Source organism: Pseudomonadota bacterium, from assembly GCA_041395565.1.
Lineage (GTDB): Bacteria > Pseudomonadota > Gammaproteobacteria > UBA9214 > UBA9214 > UBA9214.
Genome location: JAWLAI010000002.1, coordinates 598,107 through 612,061, shown reverse-complemented (window position 1 = coordinate 612,061; position 13,955 = coordinate 598,107). Strand labels below are relative to the sequence as shown.

Genomic DNA, 13,955 nt, shown 5'->3' with positions numbered 1-13,955 from the left:
GGGCGGCCGGCAGCGCCGCGGCGCCGTCCGGTCAGGCGTAATTTACCTGAATCGGGTGGAAATTGTGCATGACTTGACTGGTATCGACGTATAATTTTCAATTACAGGGCGAACATTGCAGAGCACATGAATACGGGAGTCCAGATGTCTACCAGCATGAATCCGGCGTCGCCGCAGGCCGCCTCCGGCACGACGCCGGACGCACCGGAAACCGGGCGGGAGACGGTTGCCGTGCCACCCTGCCGAATCGAGGCAGACAGCCCGCAATGCTACCTGAACCGGGAACTCACCTGGCTGGAATTCAATCGGCGCGTGCTGCGCATGGCCGAGGACGAAACCACGCCGCTGCTGGAGCGGGTAAAGTTCCTCGCTATCGTCAGCAGCAATATCGACGAATTCTTCATGAAGCGTATCGGCGGCCTGAAGCAGCAGATCGCCGCAGGTATCCGCACGCCGACCGTGGACGGACGCACACCGCAGGAGCAGGTCGTCGAGTGCCAGGCCGTGGTGCGCGACATCCACCGGCGGCAGAAGGTCGTGCTCGAGCGCCTGCGCGAACTGCTGCGCCAGCACAATATACGTATCGTGCATTACGGCGATCTGCCCGAGGCGCAACGCGCCGCCCTGCGCGAGCATTTCAGCGCGAACATCTTCCCGCTGCTGACGCCGCTGGCGATGGATCCGGGGCACCCGTTCCCGTTCATCTCCAACCTCGCGCTCAACCTGCTGGTGACCGTGCGCTATCCCGGCGGCAGCGCCACGCATCTGGCCCGCGTCAAGGTGCCGATCGCCGGCGACGTGGCGCCGCGCTTCATCCGGGTGGGCGAGGCCAACACCTTCGTGACCCTGGACGACGTCATCACCGCGAACATGGACATGCTGTTCCCGGGCATGGAGATCGTGTCCTGCGAGCTGTTCCGGGTGACGCGCAACGCGGTCGTGGAGGTGGACGAGGAGGAGGCGGACGACCTGCTGGAGATGATCGAGTCGGAACTGCGCGACCGCCACTTCGCGCCGATCGTGCGCCTCCAGGTCGAGCACAGCATGAACCCGGTGCATCGGGGCATGCTGGCGGCGGAGCTCGGGCTGGACGAGGCGGCGGACGTTTACGAGGTCGAGTCGCTCATGGCCATGCGCGACCTGTTCGAGATCGCGTCGCTGGATATCCCGGAGCTGCACGACCCGGTGCACACCCCGATCGACCACACCCACCTGGCGCACGATTCGCGCAATATCTTCCACATCATCCGCGAGCGCGGCGCGCTGTTGCTGCAGCACCCGTACGAATCCTTCGCGACCAGCGTCGAACGCTTCCTGCGTACCGCCAGCGAGGACCCGAAGGTGCTGGCGATCAAGATGACGCTGTACCGCACCTCGGCGGAAGGCAAGGTCATCGAATCGCTGATCAAGGCGGCGTTGAACGGCAAGCAGGTCGCGGTGCTGGTCGAGCTCAAGGCGCGCTTCGACGAGGCCAAGAACATAGGCTGGGCACGCCGGCTGGAGCAGGTGGGCATCCACGTCACCTACGGCGTGGTCGGCCTCAAGACCCACAGCAAGATCATCCTCGTGGTGCGCAAGGACTACAACGGCCTGCGCCGCTATGCGCACATCGGCACCGGCAACTACCACGCCGGCAACGCACGCATCTACAGCGACCTGGGCATGCTGACGTGCGATCAGGAGATCAGCCAGGACCTGACCGAGCTGTTCAACTACCTGACCGGCTATTCCCCGCCGCCGCGCTACCGCAAGATACTGACTTCTCCCTACGCGCTGAAAAAAGCCCTGATCGAAAAGATCGAACGCGAGGCGAAATTGCACAGCAGCGGCACGCCGGGCCTGATCCAGCTGAAGATGAACGCGCTAGAGGACGAGGACATCACCCGTGCGCTGTACCGCGCGGCGCAGACAGGGGTGCGCATCGACCTGATCGTGCGCGATACCTGCCGCCTGCGGCCGCGTATGCCCGGGCTGAGCGAATCGGTGCGGGTGATCAGCGTCACCGGGCGCTTTCTCGAGCATTCACGCATCTACTTTTTCCAGAACGGCGGGGACGAGGAGTATTTCATCGGTTCCGCGGACCTCATGAAGCGCAACCTGGAAAGCCGGGTGGAAGTGGTGGCGCCGGTGGAGGATCCGAAGCTGCGCCAGGAGCTGCGCCTGATCCTCGATGCCCAGCTCTCGAGCCGCAAGAACGTCTGGGAGATGCAGCCCGACGGCAGCTATACCGAGGTGCCGGCCGGCGGCGAGAAGGAGTCGCGCAGCTGCCAGGAGATCTTCGTCGAACTGGCCCAGAAGCGCCAGGCGGCTGCGCTCAAGCATCGCCAGGCCAAGCTGCGCAAGAAGCTGCTGACCTATTTCCACAAGCGGGTGCAGGGCAGCCAGTAGCGGTGCGCCGCCTGGCTGGCCCGGGACAGGCCGCAGCCGTGCGGTCAGAGGCCCGGTGCGCTGGCCAGCGGATCGGTGCTGCCCGCGAGCGCGGCCGGGCGGGACCAGGGTATCCTGATACTGGCGGAACGCACGAAGCCGGATTGCTTGCCGTGTTCGTCGTAGCGCGTGCAGTTGCCCTCGTGGTCGAGCGTGAAGTCACCGATGTAACGGTGGGTGATCTTCTGCTTCAGGTGTGATCCGTAATCGAGTCCCAGGAAGTGGCAGATGAGCCCGCGGATGACGCCGGCATGCGCGACCACCAGCACGGTGCTGTCGGGATGAAACGCATTCTGTGACTGCAGGAAATCCACACTGCGTCGCTGCATCTGGCGGAAACTCTCGCCGTCGGGATAGACGAAGTCGGGATCGCGCTTGTGCTCGGGAATGTTCTTGGCGACCCATTGTTTGCTCTTGCGGTACAGCGTGCCGTAGTTGACCTCGTTCAGCTCCGGCGCGTCGTGCACGAACAGGATGCCGTAGGCGCTGGCATAGTGCATGGCCGTACGGCGCGCCCGCTCGAGATTGCTGGAATAGATCCGGTCGAAATTGATGCCCAGTTCCCGCAGCCGCTCGTGCACGTAGGCAACGTCTTCGCCCCAGTCCTTGGCGCGCGGTGCATCGCCCCAGCCGATGATGCGGTCGCTGGCATTGAGCACCGTCTTGTAATGCCTGACTACGATTGCGCGCATATTCATCAAGTTAGCAAGATGTTCGCGACAAGGAAAGCGGTTTTCGCCGGATTATGCCGCCATGGCATCTTATTTCGCCGCAACGGTCCCCGTTACGCCGGATCGTGAAGAAATTGGCTGTCCAGCCGAACGACTGATGTACTATCGTTGGCCGTAGTCCACGATTTCCGGCACGCACCGGATCATCCAGGTGTCCAGCATGGCAAAGACCATAGTGATCAACCAGCCCGACGGCGACCGCACGCCGTTCCTGCGTGGCATCCTGGTGCAGTCGCTGCTCAACGTCGGTCTGAATTTCGAGGAAGCCTATGGCCTGGCACAGAAGGTGCGCGATGACCTGCGCGATCTCGAGGAGATCACCAGCACCGACCTGAAGCAGAAGGTGGCGGGCCTGCTCGAGGCGCGCTTCGGCCGCAGCCGGCGGCTCAAGTATCTGACCCGGCCGGACACCGAGGCCGGCATCATCGTGCACACACCCACGCGCAGCGAGCCGTTTTCCATCGGCCTGCTCGCGCATTCGCTCGAGAGTTGCGCGATCGCGCCCGACGTCGCACTGGCAGGCGCGCGCAAGGTGTATCTGTCCCTGCAGAAGACCGGGCACGGCGAGATCAACCACAAGACCCTGCGCAAGGTGATCTTCCTGTGTCTCAAGGAACACTGTTCCGAGGAGGCCGCCAACCGCTATCTGTCCTGGCGTCGCTTCGAGAACAGCGGCGACCCCCTGATCGTCCTGATCGGCGGTGTGACCGGAACCGGCAAGAGCACGATCGCCGCGGAAGTCGCCTATCGCATGGATATCGGCCGCATCCAGTCCACCGACATGATGCGGGAGATCATCCGTGCCTACCTGACGCCCGAGGCGGTGCCGACGCTGCGCTATTCGAGTTTCGAGGCCTGGCGCGGTCTGGCTGCGCCGACGGAAGAACCGGCTGGGGCGACGGAGAATCCGGTGGTCGCCGGTTTTCTGTCGCAATTCGTCACCATGAAGCCGGCGCTGGGCGCCGCCATCGGCCGTGCGGTCAAGGAGCGGCATGACCTCATCATCGAGGGGGTGCATATCGCGCCGTTCATGATGGATCTCACGGGCGCGCAGCAGCAGGCCATCGTGGTGCCGCTCATGCTCGCCACCCGCGAGCGGGCGGCACTGGAGAAGCAGCTCAAACGCCGCGGCCGCGAAAAGAGCGGGCGCCAGGCCGCGCGCTATCTGCAGCGAATTGACGATATCTGGGAGCTGCAGTCCTACCTGTTGAGCGAGGCCGACAACGCGGGGATACCGATCATCACCAACTGGCACATCGAAACCACCGTGCATGAAGTGCTCAACCTGGTCATGTCCCGGGTGATGAAGCGCTATCCGCCGCGTTTCAGCGATCTCGACCAGACGCTCGAGACCGGCGTTTGATGCTGTAACTCCCTGTCAACACAAAAAAACCCCTGTCGTGACTTTTATCCCGCGCGATTCGGTATAGAATCAACCCAAGTCTGTAATAAAAATGTAACATTTCCGTCGGGCCGGCTAGCACACCTCGGGCGGGTGGCAGGCGCCGGCAGGGAGGAGGGGGCATGGCAGAGACGGCTGCTGCACAACCGATACTGGTGCCGGTCGATTTCTCGCCGGACTCGACTGCGGCGTTGCGTTGTGCCGCGGAACTCGCGGCGTTGTTCCGGGCGCCGCTGCTGATCGTGCATGTCGTGCACGACCCGGGCGAGGCCCCGGGCTATTACGCCGTGAAGGGCCACAACAAGCATCTGCAGAAACTCGAGGATGTCGCCGCCGGCATGTTCGAGGAATTCCTGCAGGATTTCATCGCCGCACATCCCGGGCTGGACGCGGTCAAGTCGGCGGAAACCAGCCTGATCACCGGATTGCCGGTCAACCGCATACTCGAACTGGCGGACAAGTCCGGGGCGCGCATGATCGTGATGGGCAGCCAGGGCCGCACCGGGCTGGCGCGCGCGTTGCTCGGCTCGAAGGCCGAGCAGGTGGTGCGCCTGGCGCATGTGCCGGTCACCATCGTCAAGGCGAATGTGCAGGAAGAATAGCGGGGCGGGGGGGCGAGCGATGCGGTCAGCAGCACGTCATAACAAGAGTATCCAGCTCCAGTCCTGGTACCCGCTGGCCGCGCTGCCGTTGTTAGCGCTCGCCTGCCTGCTGTTCGCGCCCGTGTCCCTGGCGGGAGATGTAGCCGAGGCCGCGACGCCCGGCTGGGGCACCATGGCCATGAACCTGCTCGGGGGGCTGGCGCTGTTCCTGTTCGGCATGGAACAGATGGCCGACGCCCTCAAGGCCGTGGCCGGCGAGCGCATGAAGATCGTGCTGGCCAAGCTGACCACCAATCGCTTCATGGGTGCGCTGACCGGCGCCTTCGTCACCGCGATCATCCAGTCGTCATCGGTCACTACCGTGCTGGTGGTCGGCTTCATCTCGGCCGGACTCATGTCGATGGCACAGTCCATCGGTGTCATCATGGGTGCCAATATCGGCACCACCATCACCGCCCAGATCGTCGCGTTCAAGGTCACCAAGGCTGCGCTGCTGATGATCGCGGTCGGTTTCGCCATGCTGTTCTTCACCGCGAACGAGAAGCTGAAACACTATGGCGGCATGGTCATGGGGCTGGGCCTGATCTTCTTCGGCATGAGCGTCATGAGCGATGCCATGTACCCGCTGCGCACCTACCAGCCGTTCCTCGACCTGATGACGCACATGGAGAACCCGTTGATCGGCATCCTGGTCGCGGCGCTGTTCACCGCCCTGGTGCAGTCATCCTCGGCCACCACGGGCATCGTTATCGTGATGGCGAGTCAGGGCTTCATCACGCTCCCGGCCGGTATCGCGCTGGCCTTCGGCGCCAATATCGGCACCTGCGTCACGGCGCTGCTCGCCTCGATCGGCAAGCCCCGCGAGGCGGTGCGTGCCGCCATGGTCCACGTGCTGTTCAATGTGTTCGGCGTGGCGGTGTGGGTAGGGCTGATCGGCTACCTGGCCGAACTGGTGAGCGCGATCTCGCCGGCGCATGCACAGCTCAGCGGGACCGAGCGCCTGGCCGCCGACACGCCGCGCCAGATCGCCAATGCACACACCATCTTCAATATCGCGAACACCCTGCTGTTCATCGGCTTCACCGGCCAGCTGGCACGGCTGGTCGAATGGCTGGTACCGGACCGCCCACTCGAGGAAGAGGCACTGGCGCGGCCGCGCTACCTCGACGATTCGCTGTTCGAGACACCCTCGCTGGCGCTCGATCGCGTGCGTCTCGAGATCGGTCATATCGGCGACCGGGTGCGCGAGATGCTGGAGCGCATCCTGCCGGCCATTCTCGGTGGTGACCGCGCCGCGCTGCGCGAGATCGCGCGGATCGACGACAGCGTCGACCAGCTGCACGGTCATGTGGTCACCTATCTCGGGCAGATCAGCCGCAAGCCGTTGACCGAGGATCAGACCCATGATTTCGTCGGTCTGATGGCGGCGGTCAACGACCTGGAAAACATCGGCGATGTGATCGAGACCGACCTGGTACACCTGGGTAACCAGCGCATCAGCGAGGGGGTGTCGATCAGCCCCTCGACCCGCCAGGTGCTGACAGAGGTGCACCACGCCGTCGCGGCGGCGGCGGAGCTGGCCATCCGCAGCGTGGTCGAGAACGATCCGGCCAAGGCGCGCGAGGTCATCGCCATGAAGGAGCCGATCGGGGCGCTCGCCCATTCCGCGGCCATGCACCAGCTCAAGCGCCTGGTGGCCGAGGAGCCGAACCGGCTGGCGTCCTACACCATCGAAATGGATATCATCGAGAAGCTGAAGCGCACCTACTACTTTGCCAAGCGCATGGCGAAGAATGTCGACCGGGAACTCGAGGAGCACGCGGAGGCGGCCGGGGCGGCGGCCTGACACTCACGCCGGCGCCGCCGCCTCTGCACTGGTTTCGGCGCTGCGCCTGATCCTGACCTGCTCGATGCGGCGCGGCGTGGCGGCGCGGATTCTCACGTCCAGGCCGTCGATGTCGAACTGCTCGTCCTTGCGCGGGATGCACTCGGTGTGCGTGAGGATCCAGAGGTTGACCGTGTCGGTCGGTTTGCCCGGCAGGTCGAGACCGAAATACTCCTCGACCACGCGCAGTTCCGTGGTGCCTGCGACCACCAGCTCGTCCGCGGAGATCCCGGTGACCTCCGGTTCCGTCACGTCGCTCTCGTCGTAGATCTCGCCGACCAGTTCTTCCAGCAGGTCCTCCTGGGTGACCAGTCCCCTGACCACGCCGTATTCGTCCACGACGATGGCGAACATGCGCTTGCTGCGCTGGAATTCCGCGAAAAGTTCGTCGATCGGCTGGTACTGGGGTACGAATAGCGGATCGCGGGCGAGTTCCCGCAGCGGGATGTCCAGCCGGTTAGCGGCCAGTGCCTCGAGCAGGTCGCGCAGGTGCAGCACCTTGTAGAGCCGGTCGCGGTGCTGTTCGTAGAGCGGGATGCGGGAATACTGCGCCTGCAGGATGGCAGGCAGTCCCTCGCGTACCGTCTGGCCCGCCTCGAGCGCGAAGATCGCCGTGTGCGGGGTCATTACGTCGCGCACCTTCAGATCGTTGAACGCGAATACGCGCTCGATCAGTTCGCGCTCGCTGGGCTCGATGGTGCCTTCCTGTTCGCCGTGCTCCAGCATGCTGATGAATTCCGACTCGGTTACGGTGGGATCGCCGGTATGGCTGCTGAGCTGATGGATCCAACTCGTGAAGCGACCGAAGATCCACACCACCGGATAGATCAGGTGCATGAATCCGAGCAAGACGGGTGCGATGAACAGTGAGATGCGTTCCGAGTAGCGTGTGGCCAGGCTCTTCGGCGTGATTTCGCCGAACACGAGCACCAGTATGGTAAGCACCCCGACGGCGACACCGGGGCCTGCCGCGCCAAGCCAGCGCGTGGCCACCACGGTTGCGAGTACCGACGCCGCGATGTTCACCAGGTTGTTGCCGATCAGGATCGTGGTCAGCATGCGCGAGGGATCCTGCTTGAGCCGGTACAACGCTTCCGCGCCGTGTCGCCCCTCGCGGACGAGTCCCTCCACGCGACCAATGGAAAGGGAAACCAGCGCCGTTTCCGAGCCGGAGAAAACTCCGGAAAGGATCAGCAACAACAGCAGGGCGGCCAGTTCTATCATGCGCAGTTCAGGCGTAGTCGTGCAGACCCGGATCGCTCATGACCCGTGATTGCGGCCATGGGCAGTCAAAAAAATCATGTCAATTGATACATATCATGACAGGAATGTTACAGTATTGTTACAAGATTGCCTGCGTCCGGGCTACAATATCCCATACAACCGACTGTTTTGATGAAAAAATCAAAGCCGGTAGTGGTGTCCCAAGCAGAAATAACCAGGGGGAGTATCAATGAAACCGAACCATCTTCATGCCGCACTGCTCGCAGCCGGCATCGCCGTGCTTTCAGCAGGTGTCGTCGCGCGCACCGAAATCCAGAACAAGGGTTCCGACACACTGGTCAATGTTGCCCAGGCCTGGGCGGAAGCCTACCAGAAGGTCAATCCGGAGGTGGCCGTCGCGGTCTCCGGCGGAGGGTCCGGCACGGGTATCGCCGCGCTGATCAATGGCACGGTGGATATCGCTAACGCCAGCCGCAAGATGAAGGACAAGGAGATCAAGCAGGCCGAGGCGCAGGGCCATGAACCGGTGGAATATGTCGTCGGTTACGACGCACTGGCCGTGTTCATCAACAAGGATAATCCGGTGCACGAGCTGTCCATCGAGCAGCTGAGCGAGGTCTTCGGTCGCGGCGGCAAGGCCACGAAATGGACCGACCTCGGCATCGAGGTGCCGGGCTGCAAGGGGCAGGAGATCATCGTGGTCAGCCGGCAGAACAATTCCGGCACCTACGCCTATTTCAAGGAGGCCGTGCTGGGCGACAAGGGCAAGTATCGCCAGGGTACCCTGGACATGCACGGATCGAAGGACGTCGTCGATCTGGTGGAGAAGACCCCCTGCGCCATCGGTTACAGCGGCCTGGCCTATGCCACCGATCACGTCAATATGGTCTGTATCAAGACCACGGCCGATGCCTGCGTGATGCCAAGCGTGCAGTCGGCCAGTGACAACAGCTATCCCATCGCCCGGCCGCTGATGATGTATACCAGCGGCACGCCGAAAGGCGAGGTCAAGGCCTACCTCGACTGGGTACTCAGCGACGAGGGCCAGTGCATCATCAGCAACAAGGGCTACGCCCCGGTACGCAAGGTCAGTTGCGAGTAGGCCTTCGCCCTGGTCATGCCGGTGGCCGGTTATCCAGCTGTCCGCAGGCGTGGTGCGGGTGCCTCCTCGCCGCGGCGGGGCAGATTGGATAACCGGACGGGGTCAGCACAATGAGCCATTACGAACAACGGCTGGAGCACGACCTCCAGCAGATCCGCAGCGGCATAGCGGACATGGCAGGGCAGGTCATGACCGCGATCAGGAACGCGGTGCGAGCCTTCCAGGCCGGTGACAGCGCGCTCGCCGCCGCGACCATCCTCGCGGATCATTCCATCAACCGGGCCATGCGCGAGATCGATCGCCGCTGCCATGCCTTCATCGCCGTGCACCTGCCGAGCGGCAGTCATCTGCGGCTGCTGTCGGCGGCGATTCGCGCCAACATCGCGCTGGAACGCATCGGCGACTACGCGGTGACCATCGCGCGCGCCTCCAGCCAGCTCACCGCGCCGCCCGGCGGGGAAATGGGGCGCGAGCTGGATCGCATCGCGAACGAGGCGTGCACCATGCTCGATCAGGCGATCGAGGCCTTCACGTCGCTGAACGCGGAAATGGCACGGGCGACCATGGTGCTGGAACAGGAAATGGAATACGACCTGGAGTCCGTCTACTCCGCGCTGACCTCGAACCCCGACCGCGAGAGTGTCAAGGAGCTGCTCGTGGTATTCGTGGTGCTCACGCACCTCAAGCGGGTGGCCGACCAGGCGAAGAACCTGTGCGAGGAGACCGTGTTTGCGGTCACCGGCGAGATCAAGGCGCCCAAGGTCTACCACATCCTGTTCGTCGACGAGGACAACAGCGCGCTTGCCAAGATGGCGGAGCTCGTGGCGCGCAAGACGCATCCGGGCAGCGGCAGTTACAGCAGCTGCGGCAGAAATCCCGCAGCCGGGCTCAACCCGCAGATGGTCCGCTTCCTCGAGCAGCACGGCTTCGACCTGAGCGACACCGGTCCGGCACCGCTCGACCTGACGCCGCAGGAACTGGTCGACAAGCACGTGATCGTGAGCCTGCAGGGGCCGGTCCGGCACTACTTTCAGCAATTGCCGTTCCATACCACGGCGGTCGAATGGCAGGTGGGCGCCGTGCCGGAGGAGGGTGATCGGCCGGAAGCCTGGGAAACCGTGTACCGCGACATCGCGAGCCGGGTGCGCGACCTGATGGAAACCCTGCGCGGACCGAACGCGCCCTGAGCGTTACCCATACCAATGGCAGCGCGCAGCTCGAGCAATCTGGACCGCCGCAACCTCGACTGGTATATCGACCGCTGCGTCCAGCTGCTGGTATTCATCAGCGGTATTTCCGCCATCGTTTTCATCATCGGGATCTTTATCTTCATTACCAAGGAAGGGCTCGGGTTCATCCTCGACACCATGGATCCGAAGGAATTCTTCCTGTCCCAGTACTGGGAGCCCAGCGACGAGGACGCCCCGGAGTACGGTATCCTGGCGCTGCTGGCGGGCACCGCCAGCGTGACCGGGCTGGCGTTGCTGGTGGCCATTCCGTTTTCGCTGGGTGCGGCGATCTACATCGGCGAGTTCGCGACCGGCAAGACCCGCGAATTCCTCAAGGTGCTGGTCGAATTACTGGCCGCCATTCCCTCCGTGGTATGGGGATTCATCGGACTCACCATCATGAATCCGCTGATCATCCGGCTGTTCGACGTGCCGGTCGGACTGAACGTGCTCAACGCCGGTCTGATCCTGGGCCTGATGGTGGCCCCGATCATGACCTCGATCGCCGAGGACGCCCTCAAGGCGGTACCCGACCGCTACCGCGAGGCAGCCGAGGCGATGGGCGCGACGCGCTGGCAGGTGATCTACAAGGTCGTGCTGCCGGCAGCGAAGAACGGGCTGCTGGGTGCCGTGCTGCTCGGTATCGGCCGCGGCTTCGGCGAAACCATGGCGGTGCTGATGGCCACGGGCCATTCGGTCAATCTGCCGACCAGCGTGTTCGACTCGGTGCGCGCCCTGACGGCGACGATTGCCGCTGAACTCGGCGAGACGGCGGTTGGCTCGGAGCACTACCAGGCGCTGTTCACCATCGGCATCCTGCTGTTCCTGGTCACATTCGTCATCAACCTGACGGCCGACCTGGTCGTGCGCGGCATCCGCAAGGGCTGATTCCCATGTTCACCGAAACCGAACTCAATGTCCGCAACCGGCGCATCCAGGGTCTGTACCGCATCCTGTTCATGCTCATGACCGGTCTGCTCATCCTGCCCGTGCTGATCATCCTGGCGACGCTCATCTACAAGGGCGGTTCCGTGCTGTCGATCGATTTCCTGTTCACCTCGCCGACCGACGGCATGACCGCCGGCGGCATCTTTCCCGCACTCCTCGGTACCATCTGGCTGGTCACGGTGGCGCTGCTGGTGTCCGTACCGATCGGCGTGGCCGCGGCGATCTACCTCAATGAGTATGCCTCGGACAACTGGTTCACGCGCGTCATCAACCTGGCCATCATCAACCTGGCCGGGGTGCCGTCCATCGTGCATGCGCTGTTCGGCGTCGGGGCCTTCGTCATCTTCTTCGGCTTCGGCACCAGCATCCTGTCCGCCAGCCTGACCCTGGCGATCATGACCCTGCCGGTCGTCATCGTGTCGACGCGCGAATCGCTGCGCGCGGTGCCGATGGCGTTCCGTGAGGCATGCTGGAACATGGGCGCGACCCGCTGGCAGACCATCCGCCGCATCGTGCTGCCGAATGCCGTCAGCGGCATTCTCACCGGTGTCATTCTCGAGGTGTCGCGCACCACGGGCGAGACCGCGCCGATCATGTTCACCGGCGCCGTGTTTTTCACCCCGTTCCTGCCCCAGGGCATCTTCGACCAGACCATGGCGCTGTCGCTGCACCTGTTCGTGGTGGCGACCCAGGTACCGGGCGTGCCGGAGGACCTGCCCTACGGTGTGGCGCTGGTGTTGATCTCGCTGGTGCTGCTGATGAACAGCCTGTCCATAGGGTTTCGCATGTACCTGCGCGGGCGCAAGAAATGGTGACCACCCCGATGGCGGCAGCGGATCGCGGCAGCGCGGCGGCCGGCGGCGATGGTACCGGCATGCTCGAGGTGGCCGGCCTGTCGATCCGCTACGGCGCGCAGCTCGCGCTGCGCGCCGTGAACCTCGAGGTCCGGCGCAACGAGATCTTCGGCATCATCGGTCCGGCCAATGCGGGCAAGACCTCGTTCCTGAAAGCGATCAATCGCATGGACCAGTTCGAGCGCGGCATGCAGGTGGACGGTACGATCCGTTTCGACGGCCGTCCGGTCAACCGGGTGCGCAACATCTACGCCCTGCGTTCGCGCATCGGGGTCGTGTTTCCGCTGCCGGTCGGTCTGCCGCTCACGGTGTACGAGAATGTCGCCTTCGCGCCGCGCCTGGCCGGCATTCGCCGCAAGGGCGAGCTCGACATGATCGTCGAGCGCTGCCTGCAGCGGGCCGCACTCTGGGACGAGGTCAAGGACCGGCTCGGTTCCCTGGGGAGCCTCTTGTCCGGCGGTCAGCAGCAGCGCCTGACCATCGCACGGGCACTGTCCCAGGATCCCGAACTGCTGATGCTGGATGAATTCTCGATCGCGGTCGACCCGGTCACGACCATGCGCATCGAGGACGTGCTCAAGGAGCTGAAGCAGGAGATGACCATCCTGCTGGTCACCAACCTGGTGCAGCAGGCACGGCGCCTGGCCGACCGTACCGCCTTCTTCCTGGACGGGGAATGTGTCGAAATCGGCGTCACGGAGGATCTGTTCACCGGCCAGGTGCGGGATCCGCGCACCCGCGACTACGTGGAAGGCAGGTTCGGCTGATGGAGGCAGCAACGTACGCGATCCGCACGCGCGGGCTCAACCTCTGGTACGGTACCTTCCAGGCCCTGTTCGACGTGGATCTCGCGATTCGCGGCGGCCATATCACCTCGCTGATCGGGCCGTCCGGTTGCGGCAAGTCCACGCTGCTGCGCAGTGTCAACCGCATCAACGAGCGGCTCGGTTACGCCCGCATCGAGGGCGCGATCGAGGTGCTGGGTCAGAATGTATATGCGTCCGATGTCGAGTTGGTGCAGGTGCGCAAGCAGGTGGGCATGGTTTTCCAGCGCCCTAATCCGCTGCCCATCTCGATCCGCGACAACGTGTTGTTCGGCCATGCCCTGCATGCCGGCCGGGACCGGAGCTCGCGCCGCGAGCGCGACGCGATCGTGGAGGCGGCACTGCGCCAGGTGCTGCTGTGGGACCAGGTCAAGGACCGGCTGGATGAGAAGGCGACCGGGCTGTCACTCGAACAGCAGCAGAAGCTGTGTATCGCACGCCTGCTGCCGGTCAAGCCTGCCGTGCTGCTGATGGACGAGCCGTGTTCGGCGCTCGATCCCAAGGGTACCGAGGCCGTGGAAGAGCTGATCTGGGAACTGCGCGGCGAGTACACCATCCTCATCGTCACTCACAACATGGCGCAGGCGCGGCGCGCGAGCGAGGAGTGCATCTTCATGCTGCTGGGCAAGGTGATCGAGCATACCGCGACGGAGGAGCTGTTCGTGACCCCGCGCCACAGCGAGACCGCGGATTACATCGAGGGTCGCTACGGCTGAACCGGCGCGTC

At 63.9% G+C, this 13,955-nt stretch carries 12 protein-coding genes; 10 read left to right on the top strand and 2 right to left on the bottom strand.

The features are described 5' to 3' along the window. The first annotated feature begins 144 nt into the window (after positions 1-144). Positions 145-2,388 carry a polyphosphate kinase 1 gene (ppk1, locus tag R3F42_02980; GenBank protein MEZ5540988.1) on the top strand — a complete coding sequence of 748 codons (2,244 nt, stop codon included), beginning with the start codon at positions 145-147 and terminating at the stop codon, positions 2,386-2,388. Positions 2,389-2,432: 44 nt separating this feature from the next. Here the strand turns inward: ppk1 and R3F42_02975 are convergent, their stop codons facing one another. Next, the gene (locus R3F42_02975) at positions 2,433-3,119 is read right to left on the bottom strand and encodes a histidine phosphatase family protein (protein ID MEZ5540987.1); all 687 of its coding nucleotides are present in this window, start codon (positions 3,117-3,119) and stop codon (positions 2,433-2,435) included. Between the two features lie 199 nt (positions 3,120-3,318). Between R3F42_02975 and R3F42_02970 the strand changes: the two genes are divergently transcribed. The 3 genes from R3F42_02970 to R3F42_02960 all read left to right on the top strand — a co-directional run bounded on the left by R3F42_02970 (position 3,319) and on the right by R3F42_02960 (position 7,008). Then, positions 3,319-4,521, top strand: a complete 1,203-nt coding sequence (locus R3F42_02970) for a hypothetical protein (GenBank protein ID MEZ5540986.1) — start codon at positions 3,319-3,321, stop codon at positions 4,519-4,521. Positions 4,522-4,682: 161 nt separating this feature from the next. Beyond that, complete coding sequence (locus R3F42_02965; protein MEZ5540985.1) at positions 4,683-5,162, top strand: universal stress protein; 480 nt, start codon at positions 4,683-4,685, stop codon at positions 5,160-5,162. Positions 5,163-5,181: 19 nt separating this feature from the next. After that, positions 5,182-7,008, top strand: coding sequence for a Na/Pi cotransporter family protein (locus R3F42_02960; protein ID MEZ5540984.1), 1,827 nt, complete (start codon positions 5,182-5,184; stop codon positions 7,006-7,008). Between the two features lie 3 nt (positions 7,009-7,011). On the opposite strand, the gene R3F42_02955 is transcribed toward R3F42_02960, so the two are convergent. Then, positions 7,012-8,271: a hemolysin family protein gene (locus tag R3F42_02955; GenBank protein ID MEZ5540983.1), complete on the bottom strand. Its 1,260-nt coding sequence runs from the start codon at positions 8,269-8,271 to the stop codon at positions 7,012-7,014. Between the two features lie 229 nt (positions 8,272-8,500). On the opposite strand from R3F42_02955, the gene R3F42_02950 reads away from it, so the two are divergent. From R3F42_02950 to R3F42_02925, 6 genes are all read left to right on the top strand, one after another. Continuing rightward, positions 8,501-9,373, top strand: a complete 873-nt coding sequence (locus R3F42_02950; protein ID MEZ5540982.1) for a phosphate ABC transporter substrate-binding protein — start codon at positions 8,501-8,503, stop codon at positions 9,371-9,373. A 110-nt stretch (positions 9,374-9,483) separates the two neighbouring features. Further along, positions 9,484-10,560 carry a phosphate signaling complex protein PhoU gene (gene phoU, locus R3F42_02945; GenBank protein ID MEZ5540981.1) on the top strand — a complete coding sequence of 359 codons (1,077 nt, stop codon included), beginning with the start codon at positions 9,484-9,486 and terminating at the stop codon, positions 10,558-10,560. A gap of 15 nt (positions 10,561-10,575) precedes the next feature. Then, entirely contained in the window at positions 10,576-11,490 is a 915-nt protein-coding gene (pstC, locus tag R3F42_02940) for a phosphate ABC transporter permease subunit PstC (GenBank protein MEZ5540980.1), read from the top strand. 5 nt (positions 11,491-11,495) lie between these two features. Continuing rightward, the gene (pstA, locus tag R3F42_02935; GenBank protein MEZ5540979.1) at positions 11,496-12,365 is read left to right on the top strand and encodes a phosphate ABC transporter permease PstA; all 870 of its coding nucleotides are present in this window, start codon (positions 11,496-11,498) and stop codon (positions 12,363-12,365) included. Then, positions 12,359-13,171: an ATP-binding cassette domain-containing protein gene (locus R3F42_02930; protein ID MEZ5540978.1), complete on the top strand. Its 813-nt coding sequence runs from the start codon at positions 12,359-12,361 to the stop codon at positions 13,169-13,171. The genes pstA and R3F42_02930 overlap by 7 nt, the downstream gene beginning before the upstream one ends. Next, entirely contained in the window at positions 13,171-13,944 is a 774-nt protein-coding gene (locus R3F42_02925) for a phosphate ABC transporter ATP-binding protein (protein MEZ5540977.1), read from the top strand. Before R3F42_02930 ends, R3F42_02925 begins: the two co-directional genes overlap by 1 nt. Positions 13,945-13,955: the final 11 nt, after the last annotated feature.

Bases quoted from the DNA above. Each gene is read 5' to 3' on its own strand.
- R3F42_02925 (MEZ5540977.1), top strand. From the start codon at position 13,171: ATGGAGGCAGCAACGTACGCGATCCGCACGCGCGGGCTCAACCTCTGG.
- phoU (MEZ5540981.1), top strand. From the start codon at position 9,484: ATGAGCCATTACGAACAACGGCTGGAGCACGACCTCCAGCAGATCCGC.
- R3F42_02950 (MEZ5540982.1), top strand. From the start codon at position 8,501: ATGAAACCGAACCATCTTCATGCCGCACTGCTCGCAGCCGGCATCGCC.
- R3F42_02960 (MEZ5540984.1), top strand. From the start codon at position 5,182: ATGCGGTCAGCAGCACGTCATAACAAGAGTATCCAGCTCCAGTCCTGG.
- pstA (MEZ5540979.1), top strand. From the start codon at position 11,496: ATGTTCACCGAAACCGAACTCAATGTCCGCAACCGGCGCATCCAGGGT.
- R3F42_02955 (MEZ5540983.1), bottom strand. From the start codon at position 8,271: ATGATAGAACTGGCCGCCCTGCTGTTGTTGCTGATCCTTTCCGGAGTT.
- R3F42_02975 (MEZ5540987.1), bottom strand. From the start codon at position 3,119: ATGCGCGCAATCGTAGTCAGGCATTACAAGACGGTGCTCAATGCCAGC.
- R3F42_02970 (MEZ5540986.1), top strand. From the start codon at position 3,319: ATGGCAAAGACCATAGTGATCAACCAGCCCGACGGCGACCGCACGCCG.
- pstC (MEZ5540980.1), top strand. From the start codon at position 10,576: ATGGCAGCGCGCAGCTCGAGCAATCTGGACCGCCGCAACCTCGACTGG.
- R3F42_02965 (MEZ5540985.1), top strand. From the start codon at position 4,683: ATGGCAGAGACGGCTGCTGCACAACCGATACTGGTGCCGGTCGATTTC.
- R3F42_02930 (MEZ5540978.1), top strand. From the start codon at position 12,359: ATGGTGACCACCCCGATGGCGGCAGCGGATCGCGGCAGCGCGGCGGCC.
- ppk1 (MEZ5540988.1), top strand. From the start codon at position 145: ATGTCTACCAGCATGAATCCGGCGTCGCCGCAGGCCGCCTCCGGCACG.